Here is a 16,882-nt window from a genome sequence, read left to right on the forward strand (position 1 = left end):
GCGAACCTGCTTATTCGGTGATAGCCGGCCGCTTACTTTGGTTTTCGGCCCCTTAGAACAAAACTTAAGAGCCGTTGACTTTATTTGTGTAACGAATCGCAACAGGTGCTCGGGGCTTGCTTGCGCGTACGTGCGCTCGCTTGCAAACGCCCGCCCGGCAAGGCGGAGCAATCGCGCGTATGCTTTTCCGTTCGTTTCCAATAACTCCCGGAGCATCCATGTCTGCACGCAATATCGGCACGTCGGACCTGAAAGTTCAGCCCCTCGTATTCGGTGGCAATGTTTTTGGCTGGACTGCTGACGAGCGAACGTCTTTTTCCATCCTCGATGCCTTTGTCGATCACGGACTTAACTTCATCGATACCGCCGATGTTTATTCGGCGTGGATCGAAGGACATACCGGCGGCGAGTCGGAAACCATCATCGGCAAATGGTTCAAGGAGAGCGGCAAGCGCGACAAAATCGTGCTGGCGACCAAAGTCGGCATGTTGAGCACGCGCGCGGGGCTGTCGGCGGCGAATATCGCGGCGGCGGTGGGCGACTCCTTGCGCCGCCTGAAAACCGATTACATCGACGTCTATTTCTCCCATCTCGACGACGACAAGACGCCGCTCGACGAGACGCTGAACGCGTATCAAAAGCTCATCAAGGCGGGCAAGGTGCGCGTGATCGGCGCGTCGAACTACACGGGCGCGCGGCTGGAAGAGGCGCTGAAGGTGGCGAAGGAATCGGGTTTGCCGGCGTATCAGATTCTTCAGCCGGAGTACAACCTGTACGACCGCGAAGGCTACGAGACCGATCTCGAACCGGTGGCGACGGCGAACAAGGTCGCGGTGGTGACGTACTTCAGCCTGGCGAGCGGCTTTCTGTCGGGCAAATATCGCTCGAAGGAAGATTTGCAGGGCAAAGCGCGCGGCTCGCGCGTGGAAAAATATCTCGATGCGCGCGGCCTGAAAATTCTCGACGCGCTCGACGAAGTCGCCAAACGCAACGACACCACGCCCGCGACCGTCGCGCTGGCGTGGGCGATCGCGCGGCCGAGCGTCACCGCGCCGATCGCGAGCGCGACGTCGGTCGAGCAACTCGAAAGTCTCGCGCACGCCACGCGCCTCACGCTTTCGTCCGACGACATCGAATTGCTCGACGACGCCAGCGCCTGGCAGCGATAACGCTGGCGCATCAAGGGCTTGGCGCGGGCGCGATGATCTGGTAACATCGCGCCCGAATCGAGAAATGTGCCCGATTTCTTGCCGTCGCCGTCGAAAAAGACAATGTCGATCAAAGACAGCGACCGGCTCCGAAATGCGCGCTCTGGCTTTTTCCTCCGAGCACGCACACCGCTCACGCGGTTGTTGAAACTCAAACTCTCTCTTTTCCGGCCTCCGTGGCCGCTTTGCTCGTGTCCGTCGCGCCGTTTCATTGCGTGCCGCCGGACGATCGGAGTGCCGGCGCGCGGCGCATCAACACCGTCGCGCATTTAGAAACACGTTTAGCGAAACAGGATTTCCATGACCACCATCACCCTCAAAGAAAACGAGCCGTTCGACGTCGCGATCCGTCGCTTCCGTCGCACCATCGAGCGTAACGGCCTGATCGCCGAACTGCGCGAGCGTCAGTCGTACGAAAAGCCGACCACCGAGCGTAAGCGCAAGAAGGCCGCCGCGGTCGCGCGTCTGCGCAAGCGCCTGCGTAGCCAGATGCTGCCGAAGAAGATGCACTAAAGCGTTTTTGTTTCTGCGTCCGTGGTTTGCTTTATGCGAACGCGTGCCGTTTGCCCAGCGCGGCCAGCAAATGCGGCCATTCCTCGACGCTGGCGTCGTCGTGAATCTGCTCCAGTTCGATCAGCAGATTGATCACGTTCGGATCGTACGCATTCACGTTCGATGCGTAGAGCGTGCGCAGCAGCGCGCCATCCTGCGCGTGCCGATAGTACGAAATGCCGACGCCTTCGAGCCTGGCATCGTAAAGATCGTCACGCACCAGCGATCCGATCGCGCACTTGCGGCCATTCGGACTGCGCAGCCGGCACGACCCGTTATCGTCTTCCGACACCGCGCCCTGCGCGAGCAAATGCCCGCGCACGTGTTCGTAAATGTCCTGCGGGCTCAACATCTTGATAGGGCTCAACATCGCGACACCCGAACGCTTACGCAGCCGATTTCAAAAGCTCGGCCGACAGACCGAACTGACGCGCAATCGAAGTAAGACGATCACGCCATTCCCATTTGCCGAACACGTCGTGGACGTTTTGCAGGCAGGAGAGCAGTTCGACGGTGGCCGGATCGTAGACGTTGATGCGGGCGCGCAGCAGCGCACGCTTGAGCGCGGCGACGCCGACATCCATATAGGCAGGCACCGCGTCCGGCGACTTGTTGATGAAGCGCACCGGCACGCCTTCCATGGCCGTGACGTAATCGCGCGGCTTGATGATGCCGCCGATCGGGCAGCCGCCGCAGTAACCGCGATAAGCACCGCCACCGTGCGGCAGCAAAGCGGCTTGCCCCTGCACGAAGAGATGCTGGACGGCGTTGTTGAAAATCTCCTGATGCGTCAGGAAGTTCAGGCTTTTCATGATCTTCTCCCCTGCGCCCCTGCGCAGCGGCCATGCGATTAAGTGTTCGAGCAACCCGCACCTGCAACACCGGTCAGCGTGCCGTCGCGCATGACGCGCAACCTAAAGACGCTTGTCGCTTCCCGGCTACTGCTATGGAGCACGACGGTTTTTCGGCTATTTCAGCTATGGGCGCTCGGTCTCACCGCGCCTTGGTGCTCACCGCGGTGCCTATCTTGTTAACGGCCCGCACGTGTCAGTTATAACGTTTTGGTCCGGTAAAAAGGTGCGGCAGCGCACGCGAGGACGACATTTTTACACGAACCGCACGTTCGTGCAGTGCGGAAGAAGCATCGGAAACCCTTATCGGGCGGGCATTTCGGCGTGCTTCACTGCAAAAAACTTTGCTCCTATCGGGATTTACCCTGAGTCGCGTAGTTTGCGCTCAAGCATGTTGTCAAAAAGCAAAAATCTTTCACGCCGATGCTGTTCAGGTTTTTGACTTGGCTGTGGATTTGCGTTTTGTCTTAGGTTTCGTTCGCGCGTCGCAGTCGTCGGCGTGATCGTTGACGAGGCCGGCCGCCTGCATGAACGCATAGCAAATGGTCGTGCCGACGAACTTGCAGCCGTACTTTTTCAGCGCTTTCGATAGCGCATCCGATTCAGGCGTGGACGCGGGCGTCGGGTTCTTCGCGTTGCGCGGCGTATCGATCGGTTTGCCATCGACGAAGGACCAGACGAAGTCGGCGAACGATCCGTGTTCGGCTTGAATCTGCTTCACGGCGCGCGCATTCAGCAGCGTCGATTCGATCTTCCCGCGATGCCGCACGATCCGCGCATCGCCCACGATCCGATCGACGTCCTTCTCCGTCATGCGCGCAACCTTATCGATATCGAAGTCTTTGAATAGCGCGCGATAACCGTCGCGCTTGTTGAGAATGGTTGACCACGACAAGCCCGCCTGCGCGCCTTCGAGCACGAGCATTTCGAACAAGTGATGATCGTCGTGCGATGGCACGCCCCATTCGGTGTCGTGGTAATGCGCCATCGCATCGGTCGTTGCCCATGCGCAGCGTTTTGCTTCGGTCGCCTTCATCGCGATACCCCCGGTTTCAGAATCGCGCCAGCATAGCGGAAGATCGGCGTCGCGCGGCCTATGCCGTTCGGCTGATTGGCGCGCGTCCTTGTCGCCGGTAAGCTTGCGGGCATGACTCTCACCTCATCTCATTTTTCGGGCGATTTCCTGCTCGGTATCGACGGCGGCGGCAGCGGCACGCGCGTGATTCTCGCCGATGCAAACGGCATCGAACTCGCGCGCGCCAGCGGCGGTCCGTCGGGCCTCGGGCTTGGCGTCGAGCGTGCGTGGCAATCGATCGGCGATGCCTGCAAGCGCGCATTCGATACCGCCGGCCTCGCCTTCGACTGGCGCGCGTGTTCGCTCGGCTGCGGCCTCGCGGGCGTCAATAACGCGGACTGGCTCGCGGCGTTTCTGGCGCACGCGCCGGACGTCCGTGCGCTCAGCGTCGAAAGCGATGCCTACACGACCGTACTCGGCGCGCACGGCGGCGCGGCGGGCGTGATCGTCGCGCTTGGGACGGGCAGCATCGCGGCATCGCTGGATGCGGCGGGCGTGTGTCGCATTTCCGGCGGCTACGGTTTTCCGAGCGGCGACGAAGCCAGTGGCGCGTGGCTCGGCCTGCGCGCCGTGGTGCATCTTCAACGCGTACTCGATGGCCGCAGCCCCGCCGATGCCTGGTCGCGCGAACTGCTCGCCCGCACCGGCGCGACGGATCGCGACAGCCTGGTGGTCTGGCTGTGCGCCGCGAACCAAACCGCCTACGCGACGCTCGCGCCCACGGTCTTCGAGTTCCGCGATCATCCCGAGGCCGCGCGTTTGCTCGAACGCGCGGGCGAGGAAATCGGCCTGCTCGTAACGGCGCTCGATCCGCGCGGCGAGTTACCTGTCGCGTTGTGTGGCGGTCTCGGCGCGCCCTTCGAACCGTTCGTGCCGATCGCCATTCGCGAGCGCTTGCGCGCACCACGCGCCGATTCCGCCGCCGGTGCGCTGGAACTCGCGCGAAGGGCCGTCAAAAGCGCGCGATAAAATAACGCACTTCGCAGCGCCTTCCATCCGCTCAAAAAAGGCAGTCATGTATTCGGTCATCGCAACTGATCTCGACGGTACGCTGCTGCACAGCGACCACACGCTCGATCCCTTTACAGCTGAAACCGTGCGCACGCTGGCGGCGCGTGGTATCGACATCATCATCGCGACGGGCAGACATTACCGCGATGTCGCCGGAATTCGCGATCTGCTCGGCGTGGACGCGTATCTCATTACGTCGAACGGCGCGCGTGTGCATGCGCCTGGCGACGAGTGCGTCTACTCGCGCAATATCGATCCCGCTTTCGTGCGCCGTCTGGTGCAGCCCGATCTCGCGGGCGGCAGCGGCCGCGTGGTCGTCAATCTCTTCGCCGACGACGCCTGGCTGATCGATCGTCACGCTCCCGAACTGCTGGTGTTCCATCAGGATTCCGGCTTCAAGTACGAGGTGATGGATCTGACGCAGCACGACGGCGAGGACATCGCGAAGGTGCTGTATATCGGCGATCCGGCGGATTTGAAGGAGACCGCCGCCAATCTGGAACGCGAGTTCGGCGATTCGCTCTACGTCACGTATTCGCTTCCCGATTGCCTTGAAGTCATGACCTGCGATGTATCGAAAGGGCGCGCGCTGCGCTTCGTGCTGGATCGGCTGGATGCGAGTCCGAAGCAGTGTGTGGCCTTCGGCGACAACATGAACGATATCGACTTGCTGGAAACGGCTGGGCATCCGTTCATGATGAACAACGCGAATCCCGACCTCATCAAGCGTTTGCCGAACGTGCCGCGTATTGGCTCGAACTTCGAGGCGGGCGTCGCGCATCAGCTTCGCAAGCTGTTCGAGATTCGCGACGACCTCGCCTCGGGCGCTTGAGCCTCATTTAACTGCGCTTATCCACGACGGCCCCAGTTGCCGTGATCGGGACCGTGATCCCAGCCGGCGCGGTTCCAGTGGCCGTTGTCATGACGATAGTTGTCGTGCCAGCGGGGTTCATCGTGACGATAGTACGGCGCGCGATAAACCGGCGGCGCGGGTCGCACGTACACCGGCGCAGCGTAAGCCGGCGCGCCGAGCGACAGTCCGATGTTCAGGTCGGTGTGAGCCTGAGCCGCGCCGACTGCACCGATCGCGAGGCCGGCAGCTACGAGCATATGGGTGACGATGCGCTTCATTGTGGTTCTCCTTTAGAGCGACGCGTGTCGCATGAGTCCAATGTAAGCGCCGCCCGTCTTACACGCTTCGACGACTTGTTACTGTGTGCAAGCGAGGCGAAAGGATGGTTTTGGCGTTGTGATTGCCGCGAAAGCCTTATGTGGCAAGGCTTTATATTCCGCCGATGAATCCCGCAACGAAAATAATAAGCATGCTTCGTAATTGCCGATTACATTTGTCGCGCCGTTTTAATCCTGACGGCGGAAAAGCAAAACGGGCGCATGAAGCGCCCGTTTCTTTTACAGCGTGAACTACTGGCCGATTAACGCGCCACCACGCCCGCAACGTGCGAACGCGTTTCACGCGTCAGTGCCGGATAAACGATACCGGCGATGATCGCGCCAGCGATCGGCGCAATCCAGAACAGCCACAACTGATCCAGCGCCCAGCCGCCAACGAACAATGCCGGACCCGTCGAGCGAGCCGGATTCACCGACGTGTTGGTGACCGGAATCGAAATCAGGTGGATCAGCGTCAGGCACAGACCGATGGCGATCGGTGCGAAGCCCTTCGGTGCGCGGTCATCGGTGGCGCCGAGGATCACGAACAGGAAGAAGAACGTCATCACGACTTCGCAGATCAGCGCTGCGATCATCGAATAGCCGCCCGGCGAGTGCTCGCCGAAGCCGTTTGCAGCAAAGCCGCTGGCGACCAGATCGAAGCCCGGCGCGCCGGTTGCGATCATCGACAGCACCCACGCGCCCAGCGTTGCGCCGATCACTTGCGCCACGATATACGGCACGAGGTCACGCACCGGGAAACGGCCAGCCGCCGCGAGACCGATGCTGACAGCCGGATTCAGATGGCAGCCCGACACGTGGCCGATAGCGAACGCCATGGTGAGCACGGTAAGGCCGAACGCCAGCGAAACGCCAGCCAGACCGATACCAACGTGAGGGAAGGCTGCGGCGAGCACGGCGCTTCCGCAACCGCCCAGCACGAGCCAGAAAGTACCGAAAATTTCAGCGCCGAGACGCTTGGTCAGATGCATGATCCTGCCTACTTGAAGTGGTGAACGACTATTTGTCAAATGCAAGAGCAACCGCGCTCGATGCGGAGCGCAGTTTAATGGCGAGTTCTTTTGCAAACTGTCAAAATTGGTCGATCGGCGCTCAAATTACAGCAAGTAGGCTGAAACTTCGGATTATTCCGGTTCGAGACTGGTTGCAATCGGGGAAACTGTTTCGCTTTTATAAGATAAAAAAGCCGCCCCATCGAAATGGGGCGGCTTTTTCGTTCTACGCAGACAGTCGGAACAGGTCTTAGCCCACCGCAACCTGACGCAGCACCGGACGCTTGGCGGCCTGAAGCATCGCCGTGTAGCTATCGACGTAGTTTTGCGCCATCGTCTTTGCGCTGAAGCGGCGCTCGAACTGCGCGCGAATTTCCGTGCGATTCAGTTCATCGATCCGATGCAGCGCGCCCACTGCGCCTTGCACGTCTTCGCAGATAAAGCCGGTCACGCCGTGATCGATCACTTCCGGCACCGAACCACGATTGAACGCGATCACCGGCGTGCCGCACGCCATCGCTTCGATCATCACGAGGCCGAACGGCTCGTTCCAGTCGATCGGGAACAGCAGCGCCTTCGCGCCCGAAAGGAATTCTGGCTTCTGCGCCTCGTTGATCTCGCCGATGAACTCGACATGCGCCTGCGACAGCAGCGGTTCGATCGTCGATTTGAAGTATTCCTGATCGACCTTGTCCACCTTCGCAGCGATCTTCAGCGGCAACCCGCTTTGCGCGGCGATCTTGATCGCCAGATCAGCGCGCTTTTCCGGGCAAATACGGCCCAGAAACGCCAGATATTCCGGCTTCTTGTCCGTACGCGGCGTCAGCAGATCGTCCGGCAGACCGTGATAAACCGTGTTCAGCCAATTTGCCTGCGGCAGCGGTCCGCGCTGGTTATCCGAAATCGAAATCACGTTCGCCTTCGTGAACGTATTGAAGATCGGTTGCAGTTCGGGCAGGTCGAGACGGCCGTGCAGCGTCGTCACGAACGGCGTGTCCATCTGCGTGAACAGCGGGAACGGCATGTAATCGAGGTGGAAATGCAGCACGTCGAATTCGTGCGCGCGGCGGCGGACGTTTTCGAGCAGCAGCATGTGCGGCGCGAGCGCATCGCGGATGGTCGGATCGAGACGCAGCGCGCGCGGCCAGGCCGCTTCGAGCGTTGCCTTCGTTTGCGAATCGCCGCTGGCGAACAAGGTTACATCGTGGCCGAGATCGACGAGTGCATCGGTCAGATACGACACGACGCGCTCAGTGCCGCCGTAAAACTTCGGGGGAACTGCTTCGTGCAACGGTGCAATTTGTGCGATTCGCATAACGTGACTCTCCTTATTGGTTAGGCATTGCAGTCACGCTCCGGTCGAGCGCTCAACATGCCATTCGGGCGGGCCGCGTGTGTCTGGTGACGCCGCCCGAGATCGGCCCGGAAATACGAAGTGCTCGTGACCGGGTTATCCCTTAATGCTCATTATCGGGATCGAGAGCGGCATTTCACGTCATTTTTCAATCGCTTATCGTTGTTACAGCGCGAAACAACTGCTGTTACGAAGTCGAAAATTGCACTGTTTCCTACGATGAAGGTCGATATGGAGCATCCCGCTTGCCGCGAAGAAGGGCTTTAGCATTGCGTGTGCCTGCGCGTATTAAGTAAGACGAATACGCGCCGATATACATTTCCGCCGCCGCCAACCCGTACCGGAATCGACGTGTAAGAAGAATTCCTACACGTAAACTCGAAAATTTCCGGCTCGCTCTCGGCGCGTTCATCCGATACCCCCGCGCACAGACCTGGCTCACAATCGCGTCGAAACTACGAGCGGGACCGGATCGCCCAGCCCGAACACGAGGCGAATCCGAGCAAACGTTTCCCGCACGGCCTGACCAGCCATGTATCGACTCGGGGAAAAAATGACGGCCAGCCATACCAGTACGCTCGCGGAAATCCGCGAGGTGAATCTGTCGTACTTGCTCCTCGCGCAGCGTCTGTTACACGAAGACCGCGTGTCGGCGATGTACCGTCTCGGACTATCGGAACAAGTCGCGCAGGTGCTGAGTTCGCTTTCGCTTGCGCAGGCGGTGAAGGTGGCGTCGTCCAGCCATTTGCTGTGCCGCTTCCGTTTCGACGATCACACCATCCTCGCGACGCTCGCCGACAAGGAAAAGAGCGCTGCGCTCTCCCACGCGCACGCCGCGATTCTGCTGGCCGACGCGCCCACCGAACAGATCGGCTGAGCGGCTCGTTGGCTCTCCAGCGCCGCGGGCCGATGGCTACGCGCAGCGTCGTCGCGGAAGTTCGCGAGATCACCCTGGCGATCGAACTGATCGAAATGGGGGCGCGGCTGCAATTGCTCGAAACTGAGACCAGCCTGTCGCGCGACCGGCTCGTCAAGCTCTACAAGGAGCTGAAGGGCGCGTCGCCGCCGAAAGGCATGCTGCCGTTCTCGACCGACTGGTTCATGACGTGGCAGCCGAATATCCATTCGTCCCTGTTTCACGCGATCTACCGATTCGTTTCCACACACGACCCCGCGCAGCCGACGATTCAAGCAATCGTCAAAAGCTACCGTTTATATCTGGAGCATCTCGGCCTGCATGGCGATGAACCCGTGCTGACGCTCACGCGCGCCTGGACGCTGGTCCGCTACTTCGATTCGAAGATGCTGCAAACCACCGTCTGCACGCGTTGCGGCGGACGTTTCGTCGCGCATGCCTACGATTCGCGGCCCGGTTACATATGCGGCTTATGCCAGCCGCCATCGCGTGCCGGAAAAACCCGCCGGGCGCAATTTCCAGACATAGCGCGTCACACAACCGCTGCCTAAAAACAGTAAAAACGACGCCGCATCAATCAGCCACAGCCAATCCCCGCGTGGCTTTTACCGTTTGCCCGGTTAGAAACGTCCTACCAAAGTTTTTTTGTCGAGTGCCGTAAACCAACATAACGGCGGTCATCCCGCATGCAAATTATGAGGACTCGACTGTGCTGATTTTCGTTGGAACGCTCGTGACATTGCTGTCCGTCTTTGGCGGATACGCCATCGAAGGCGGTCACCTTGGCGCGCTCATGCAGCCCGTCGAAATTCTCATGATCGGTGGCGCGGGCATTGGCGCATTTCTGCTCGGCAACAACATGAAGACGATCAAGGCGACGCTGCGCGTCATTCCCACCTTGTTCAAAGGCTCCAAGTACAGCAAGGACGTGTACATGGAACTGATGGGTCTGCTCTACGTGTTGCTGGCCAAGGCGCGCAAGGAAGGCACGCTCGCGCTCGAATCCGATATCGACGATCCCTTCAAGAGCCCGATCTTCAATCAGTATCCGAACGTGCTCGCGGATCATCACATCGTCGAATTCATTACGGATTATCTGCGCCTGATGGTCGGCGGCAACATGAATGCGTTCGAGATCGAAAGCCTCATGGACGAGGAAATCGAAACGCATCACGTCGAAGGCGAAGCGCCGGCGCAGGCGCTGCATAAAGTCGGTGACGCGATGCCTGCGTTCGGTATCGTCGCGGCGGTGATGGGCGTGGTGCACACCATGGCCTCGGCCGATCAACCGCCCGCTATCCTCGGCGAAATGATCGCGCAGGCGCTGGTCGGCACCTTCCTCGGCATTCTCCTTTCCTACGGTTTCATCGGTCCGATGGCGGGCGTGGCGGAACAACGTCTTGCCGAGCAAACCAAGATGCTTCAGTGCATCAAGGTGACGATTCTCGCCAGCCTCAACGGCTACGCGCCGTCGATTGCCGTGGAGTTCGGCCGCAAGGTGTTGTTCTCGACCGAGCGTCCGTCGTTCTCGGAACTCGAAGAGCACGTGCGCAAGGTCAAGGCCAAGTAAGCCATGAGCACTTCCGAAAAAGACCGGCCCATTTTCGTCAAGAAGATCGTCAAGGGTGCGAAAGGGCATCACGGCGGCGCGTGGAAGCTCGCGTATGCGGACTTCATGACCGCGATGATGGCGTTCTTCCTCTTGATGTGGCTGTTGTCATCGACCTCGCCGGTGCAGCGTCGCGGTATCGCCGAATATTTTCAGATGCCGCTCAAGGCCGCAATGGTCGGTGGCAAGACCGTCGGCATGGACAACAGCATTCTCGAAGGCGGCGGTCGCGATATCTCCAGCACGGAACCCGGCGCCGCACGCAGAACCGATGGCAAGACGCAACTCGCGCAACGTTCATCGAACCAGAGGACGGACGACGAGTTGCTCAAGGCGGCGGCCAACGAAATGGAACGCCGCGAGCAAGAGCGTCTGCACGATCTGCAAATCAAGCTGATGGCCGCGATCGAAGCCAATCCGACCATGCGCCAGTTCAAGCAGCAGATTCGCATCGAGACCACGCAGCAAGGCTTGCGCATCGAAATTGTCGATACCCAAAAGCGGCCGATGTTCGCGCTCTCCAGCAACAACGTGCAGCCGTATATGCGCGACATTCTGCGCGAGATCGGCAAGACGCTGAACGGCGTGCCGAATCACATCGTCGTGCAGGGACATACGGATGCCGTGCAGTACGCGGGCGGCGAGAAGGGCTACAGCAACTGGGAACTGTCGGCGGATCGCGCGAACGCGTCGCGGCGCGAACTGGTTGCGGGCGGCATGGATGAAGCGAAGGTGCTGCGCGTGCTCGGGCTGGCATCGACACAGAACCTGAATCGAAAAGATCCGATGGACCCGGAAAACCGGCGCATCAGCGTGATCGTGCTCAATCGACGCGCGGAAGCGCAGATGGTGCAGGACGACGGCAGCGGCAGCGCGGGCACGACCATCGACAACGGCAGCGGCGCGGGCGTGCTCGACTCGACGCTGCCGCGCGCGGGGATCGCGCGCACGTCGGCTTCGATGGCTCAGCAATAAATCGACTCAAGACTTCTGCTAATCGCGCCGTCAACCGAACAAGAACTTGCGCAGCAAGCCACCAAGGCAACACATGATCAAGAACATCCTGGCAATCGACGATTCAGCCGCCATGCGGCAAATCCTCTCGGCCACGCTGACCAGCGCGGGCTACGAAGTGACGGTCGCATCCGACGGCAACGAAGGTCTGGAATGGGCGCTCGCCGAACGCTTCGATCTCGTGCTGACCGATCAGCATATGCCGAAGAAAAACGGCCTCGATCTGATCGTCGAATTGCGCGCGAATCACGCTTACCGCGCGACGCCGATTCTGGTGCTGACCACCGAATCCGGCGAGCCGTTCAAGGATGCAGCGCGCGAAGCCGGCGCGACGGGTTGGGTCGAAAAGCCGGTCGATCCGGATTTGCTGACCGAACTGGTCGCAGCCCTCTCGGAACCTCAAGAGCAGCATTGAGCAATTAAAAAGCGGTGATTCTTAGCATGACTCTCGACATTACCCAGTTTTATCAAACCTTCTTCGACGAGGCCGATGAACTCCTCGCGCAGATGGAGCAATTGCTGCTCGTGCTCGATATCGCGAATCCCGATCCCGAGGATCTCGCGGCGATCTTCCGCGCGGCACATTCGATCAAGGGCGGCGCGGCCACGTTCGGCTTCACCGCCTTGACCGAAACCACGCACATTCTCGAATCGCTGCTGGATCGCGCGCGCAATAACGAACTCGTTCTGCGCCGCGACATGATCGATACGTTCCTCGCGACGAAGGACGTGTTGCAGGATCAGCTTGCCGCGTATCGCGCGAGCGCCGAGCCGGATATGGAAGCGGCGATCGCGATTTGCGCGAAGCTGGAACGCCTGAAGAACGAAGACGCGAAAGCGCCGGTTGCGGAGCCCGTGCTCCTGCCGGAGATCAACGCGAACGCACCGGCCATGTATGAAGGCGAGAACGCACCGCCGCCGCACGTCATCGCGCAAGCGATGGAAGCGATCGAAGACGACGGCAATTGGGACGGCGCGTTCGAACTGAAAGATAGCGCACAAGATGCAGGAAACGCTGCCGATAATAAGGTTAACGAACTAGCAGCAAATGTTGGATCCCACCTGAAAATTACGCTACGGGGGGTGGGCGCGAAGGACCTGGAGACGCTGACTGAAGAGTTGGGGAATCTGGGCAATATCGTCGGGGAGCAAAAGACCGATGCCGAACTCGTGCTGTGGCTCGAGTCGGACGTCGGCGCCGACGACATCGTGGCCGTGTGCTGTTTCGTGATCGACGAAAGTCAAATCACGATCAGCCGCGGCCAGGCGACGGAGCCAGTCGCACATAAAGAACCGTCGAACACGGCGGCAAAAACAGTGGCTGTTTCAGAAGCACAGGCAGCACCGGCAGTCATGGAAGCACCCGCAGTACATCACGCGCTGCAAAAACCGGGCGTATCGCAGGCGCAGGAAGGGTCTGCATCCGCATCGGTGAACAAGAACGAGGAACCGGCGAAGGCGGTCAGTGAACCGGCCGCCTTGCCACCCAAGGCCGCAGCAGCGGACGCAGAAAAGAAAGCCCGCCCGCAAGCCGCCGCATCGGCGGAAGGCAGCTCGATTCGCGTGGGCGTGGAAAAGGTCGATCAGCTTATCAATCTGGTCGGCGAACTGGTCATTACTCAGGCGATGCTCGCGGAAACGACGAGCGCATTCGATCCCGCGCTGCATGATCGTCTGTTCAACGGCATGGCGCAGTTGGAGCGCAACGCGCGCGACCTGCAAGAGGCCGTCATGTCCATCCGCATGATGCCGATGGATTACGTATTCAGCCGCTTCCCGCGACTCGTGCGCGATATTGCCGGCAAGCTCGGCAAGGAAGTGGAACTCGTCACCTTCGGTCAGGCGACCGAACTGGACAAGAGCCTGATCGAACGCATCATCGATCCGTTGACGCACCTGGTGCGCAACTCGCTCGATCACGGTATCGAAACGGTGGAAGCGCGTCGCGCGGCGGGCAAGCCGACGACTGGTCAGCTCGTGCTGTCGGCGGCGCATCACGGCGGCAATATCGTGATCGAAGTCAGCGACGACGGCGCGGGTCTGCGTCGCGACAAGATTCTCGCCAAGGCGCAGAAACAAGGTCTCGCCGTCAGCGACTCGATGTCCGATGAAGACGTCTGGCAACTCATCTTCATGCCGGGCTTTTCGACCGCAGAACAAGTCACCGATATCTCCGGCCGCGGCGTCGGCATGGACGTGGTGAAGCGCAACATCCAGTCGATGGGCGGTCACGTCGAAATCATGTCGCGTCAGGGCGCGGGCACCACGACCAAGATCGTGCTGCCGCTCACGCTGGCGATCCTCGACGGCATGTCGGTGAAGGTCGGCAACGAGATCTTCATTCTGCCGCTGAACTTCGTCATGGAGTCGCTGCAACCCGTCGCCGACGATATCTACACGGTCGCCAACGGCGAACGCGTGGTGCGCGTGCGCGGCGAATATCTGCCGCTGGTCGCGCTGCATCAGGTGTTCGATGTGGACGGCGCACGCACGGAACCGACGCAAGGCATCGTCACGATCCTGCAAACGGAAGGCCGACGCATGGCCATGCTGATCGACGAACTCGTTGGCCAGCAGCAAGTGGTCGTGAAGAACCTCGAAACCAATTACCGCAAGGTGCACGGCATTTCCGCCGCGACCATCCTGGGCGACGGCAGTGTCGCGCTGATCGTCGACGTTGCCGCGCTCAATCGCGAATCGCGTGCCGCGCACGCATCGCAGACTCATTAAAAGACTGTTGGGGGCTTTTGTGGCTGATATTCAATCGATCCATCCCGCTTCGCGTCACGACGCGCAGCACGGCGAAGCCGCCGGTCAGGAATTTCTCGTCTTCACGCTCGGCGCGGAAGAGTACGGCATCGACATTCTGAAGGTGCAGGAAATTCGCGGTTACGACAGCGTGACGCGGATTGCGAATGCGCCGGGTTTCATCAAAGGCGTGATCAATCTGCGCGGCATTATCGTGCCGATCGTGGATATGCGCATCAAGTTCAATCTGGGTCGCGTGGAGTATGACAACCAGACGGTCGTCATCATTCTGAACGTGGCGCATCGCGTGGTCGGCATGGTGGTGGACGGCGTGTCCGACGTGCTCACGCTCTCGCCCGAACAAGTGATGCCCGCGCCGGAATTCGGCCAGACGCTCAACACGGAATATCTCACCGGACTCGGCACGGTCGATGGCCGCATGCTGATTCTGATGGACATCGAGAAGCTCATGACGAGCCGCGAGATGGAACTGATCGACACTGTCGCTTAAGCCAACAAGAAGATAGCCATGCTAAAGAAGTTGTCGATTCGCACGACGCTCACGCTCGTCGGTTTGTTGTTCGTCGCCAGCGCCGCCGTGATCGGCGGGTTGTCGGTAGTCGGTCTGAATTCGGCCAGCACGTCGATTTCCACGCTCGCGCAACAGGATATGGTCGCGGCGCGCGCGCTGTCGGAAGCGTCGTCGTATTTGCTGCGTTCGCGCGTGACGCTGGATCGCGTGCGCTCGCTGATCGAAGCGGGCAACACGGCCGAGTCGCAGAAAGCGATGGAGCGCGGCCAGTATCTGCTCGACAAGAGCAACGAGAACTGGAAGCTTTATCTCGACACGGTTCAATCGACCTTGCCGCGCGCGACGATGGACGAACTCATTTCGCAGCACGACACGCTGTTGAAGAGCGGCGTCGAACCCGAGTTCACCGCGATCCGCGCCAACGATATGGCCGCGTATCACGCCATCGCCGACACGAAGATCAGCCCGATGTTCGTATCGTTCGATAACGCAGTGGTTGCCGCCGTTCAGGCGCAGCAAAAGCACGCGGAAGATTTGCGCGCGAACACGGCATCGAATATTTCGACGTTGAATGTGACGATCGGCGTGTTGCTGGTGTTGTCGGTGCTGATTCTGATTGGTACGCGCTTCGCGCTGCGCAGTCTGATCGTGCAGCCGATCGAAGACGCGGTGGAGCACTTCGAGCGCATTTCGCGCGGCGATCTCACGCAGTCGGCGCACACGGAGAGCACGAACGAAATCGGTCGCTTGTTCGCGGGTATCGAACGCATGCGCACCAATCTCACGTCGATGGTCGGCTCGGTGCATCGCGGCGCGGAATCGATCGATGTCGGCGCGCGGGAAATTGCCAGCGGCAACACGGATTTGTCGCAGCGTACGGAGGAGCAGGCTGCATCGCTGCAAGAGACGGCTTCGAGCATGGAGCAACTCACGAGCACCGTGAAGCAGAACGCCGACAACGCACGTCAGGCGAGCCAGCTTGCGGTGAACGCATCGGATATCGCGTCGCGTGGCGGTGAAGTCGTCGAGCAAGTCGTCGATACGATGAACGCGATTGCATCGAGTTCGAGCAAGGTGGTGGACATCATCGGCGTGATCGAAGGCATCGCGTTTCAGACCAATATTCTTGCGTTGAACGCGGCGGTTGAAGCGGCACGCGCCGGTGAAGAAGGACGCGGATTCGCGGTCGTTGCAGGCGAAGTGCGATCGCTGGCGCAGCGTAGCGCGGCGGCGGCGAAGGAAATCAAATCGCTGATCGGCGATTCGGCCGAGAAGGTGCAGAACGGCTCGGAACTCGTCGCGCAGGCTGGCGAAACGATGGGCGAGATCGTGCAGGCCGTGCGTCGTGTGACGGACATCATGGGCGAGATCAGCGCGGCATCGGAAGAACAATCCGATGGCATCGCGCAGGTCAATCTCGCCGTCACGCAGATGGACAGCGTCACGCAACAGAACGCGGCCCTGGTGGAAGAAGCGGCGGCGGCTGCTGCATCGCTCGAAGAACAGACGCGTCAGTTGAAGGGCGTGGTCGGTCAATGGCGCGTGGAAATGGCGAGCGTATCTGTAGCTAAAGCAACGCCCGCAGCGCTCGCAGCACGCGTCGAACCGAAGGTTGCAGCGGCGAAAAAACCTGCTGTCGCGATCTCGAAAGTTTCACACGAGCCCGCCGTTATCAAGGAAGCAGCAGTGAAAAAGCCGGTGGCGCAAACCCCGGCACCCGCACCGCGCGCAACCAAAACCACCGTCGATGCCGGCGACTGGGAAACCTTCTAAGTAAAAGCGTTCGGACCGATACGACCATGCAAGCCGCACTCGCAACATACAAGCAG

The 16,882-nt window shown here is 60.3% G+C and carries 18 protein-coding genes; 12 read left to right on the forward strand and 6 right to left on the reverse strand.

The features are described 5' to 3' along the window. The first annotated feature begins 218 nt into the window (after positions 1-218). Both P7F28_RS32120 and rpsU read left to right on the forward strand, forming a co-directional pair. A complete protein-coding gene (locus P7F28_RS32120) occupies positions 219-1,169 on the forward strand; it encodes an aldo/keto reductase (protein WP_277189318.1) in 951 nt (316 codons plus the stop codon). Between the two features lie 339 nt (positions 1,170-1,508). Further along, positions 1,509-1,721, forward strand: coding sequence for a 30S ribosomal protein S21 (gene rpsU, locus P7F28_RS32125; protein WP_277189319.1), 213 nt, complete (start codon positions 1,509-1,511; stop codon positions 1,719-1,721). A gap of 31 nt (positions 1,722-1,752) precedes the next feature. Here rpsU and P7F28_RS32130 read toward each other — a convergent pair whose 3' ends face one another. The 3 genes from P7F28_RS32130 to P7F28_RS32140 all read right to left on the reverse strand — a co-directional run bounded on the left by P7F28_RS32130 (position 1,753) and on the right by P7F28_RS32140 (position 3,647). Next, positions 1,753-2,130 (reverse strand): hypothetical protein, encoded by a 378-nt coding sequence (locus P7F28_RS32130; protein ID WP_277189320.1) that lies wholly within the window; start codon positions 2,128-2,130, stop codon positions 1,753-1,755. 16 nt (positions 2,131-2,146) lie between these two features. After that, a complete protein-coding gene (locus P7F28_RS32135; protein ID WP_277189321.1) occupies positions 2,147-2,572 on the reverse strand; it encodes a hypothetical protein in 426 nt (141 codons plus the stop codon). A gap of 469 nt (positions 2,573-3,041) precedes the next feature. Then, entirely contained in the window at positions 3,042-3,647 is a 606-nt protein-coding gene (locus P7F28_RS32140) for a DNA-3-methyladenine glycosylase I (RefSeq protein WP_277189322.1), read from the reverse strand. Positions 3,648-3,758: 111 nt separating this feature from the next. On the opposite strand from P7F28_RS32140, the gene P7F28_RS32145 reads away from it, so the two are divergent. Next, positions 3,759-4,655 carry a BadF/BadG/BcrA/BcrD ATPase family protein gene (locus P7F28_RS32145; RefSeq protein WP_277189323.1) on the forward strand — a complete coding sequence of 299 codons (897 nt, stop codon included), beginning with the start codon at positions 3,759-3,761 and terminating at the stop codon, positions 4,653-4,655. A 46-nt stretch (positions 4,656-4,701) separates the two neighbouring features. Further along, positions 4,702-5,529 carry a Cof-type HAD-IIB family hydrolase gene (locus P7F28_RS32150; protein WP_277189324.1) on the forward strand — a complete coding sequence of 276 codons (828 nt, stop codon included), beginning with the start codon at positions 4,702-4,704 and terminating at the stop codon, positions 5,527-5,529. Between the two features lie 17 nt (positions 5,530-5,546). On the opposite strand, the gene P7F28_RS32155 is transcribed toward P7F28_RS32150, so the two are convergent. The 3 genes from P7F28_RS32155 to P7F28_RS32165 form a co-directional block, all read right to left on the reverse strand. Next, positions 5,547-5,828, reverse strand: coding sequence for a hypothetical protein (locus P7F28_RS32155; RefSeq protein ID WP_277189325.1), 282 nt, complete (start codon positions 5,826-5,828; stop codon positions 5,547-5,549). 302 nt (positions 5,829-6,130) lie between these two features. Beyond that, a complete protein-coding gene (gene aqpZ, locus P7F28_RS32160) occupies positions 6,131-6,859 on the reverse strand; it encodes an aquaporin Z (RefSeq protein WP_277189326.1) in 729 nt (242 codons plus the stop codon). A gap of 271 nt (positions 6,860-7,130) precedes the next feature. Further along, complete coding sequence (locus P7F28_RS32165) at positions 7,131-8,195, reverse strand: glycosyltransferase family 4 protein (protein ID WP_277189327.1); 1,065 nt, start codon at positions 8,193-8,195, stop codon at positions 7,131-7,133. Positions 8,196-8,787: 592 nt separating this feature from the next. Between P7F28_RS32165 and flhD the strand changes: the two genes are divergently transcribed. From flhD to P7F28_RS32205, 8 genes are all read left to right on the forward strand, one after another. Further along, the gene (gene flhD / locus P7F28_RS32170) at positions 8,788-9,111 is read left to right on the forward strand and encodes a flagellar transcriptional regulator FlhD (protein WP_277189328.1); all 324 of its coding nucleotides are present in this window, start codon (positions 8,788-8,790) and stop codon (positions 9,109-9,111) included. 32 nt (positions 9,112-9,143) lie between these two features. Continuing rightward, positions 9,144-9,701 carry a flagellar transcriptional regulator FlhC gene (gene flhC, locus P7F28_RS32175; RefSeq protein WP_277189329.1) on the forward strand — a complete coding sequence of 186 codons (558 nt, stop codon included), beginning with the start codon at positions 9,144-9,146 and terminating at the stop codon, positions 9,699-9,701. Between the two features lie 158 nt (positions 9,702-9,859). After that, the gene (gene motA, locus P7F28_RS32180; protein ID WP_277189330.1) at positions 9,860-10,720 is read left to right on the forward strand and encodes a flagellar motor stator protein MotA; all 861 of its coding nucleotides are present in this window, start codon (positions 9,860-9,862) and stop codon (positions 10,718-10,720) included. 3 nt (positions 10,721-10,723) lie between these two features. Next, positions 10,724-11,734: a flagellar motor protein MotB gene (motB, locus tag P7F28_RS32185; protein ID WP_277189331.1), complete on the forward strand. Its 1,011-nt coding sequence runs from the start codon at positions 10,724-10,726 to the stop codon at positions 11,732-11,734. A gap of 73 nt (positions 11,735-11,807) precedes the next feature. Continuing rightward, positions 11,808-12,188 carry a response regulator gene (locus tag P7F28_RS32190; protein WP_277189332.1) on the forward strand — a complete coding sequence of 127 codons (381 nt, stop codon included), beginning with the start codon at positions 11,808-11,810 and terminating at the stop codon, positions 12,186-12,188. A 26-nt stretch (positions 12,189-12,214) separates the two neighbouring features. Further along, complete coding sequence (cheA, locus tag P7F28_RS32195; protein ID WP_277189333.1) at positions 12,215-14,503, forward strand: chemotaxis protein CheA; 2,289 nt, start codon at positions 12,215-12,217, stop codon at positions 14,501-14,503. 19 nt (positions 14,504-14,522) lie between these two features. Then, the gene (gene cheW, locus P7F28_RS32200) at positions 14,523-15,032 is read left to right on the forward strand and encodes a chemotaxis protein CheW (RefSeq protein ID WP_277189334.1); all 510 of its coding nucleotides are present in this window, start codon (positions 14,523-14,525) and stop codon (positions 15,030-15,032) included. Between the two features lie 18 nt (positions 15,033-15,050). Then, positions 15,051-16,826 (forward strand): methyl-accepting chemotaxis protein, encoded by a 1,776-nt coding sequence (locus P7F28_RS32205; protein ID WP_277189335.1) that lies wholly within the window; start codon positions 15,051-15,053, stop codon positions 16,824-16,826. Positions 16,827-16,882 lie beyond the last annotated feature (56 nt).

It is taken from the genome of Caballeronia sp. BR00000012568055 (assembly GCF_029439455.1).
Classification (GTDB): Bacteria; Pseudomonadota; Gammaproteobacteria; order Burkholderiales; family Burkholderiaceae; genus Caballeronia.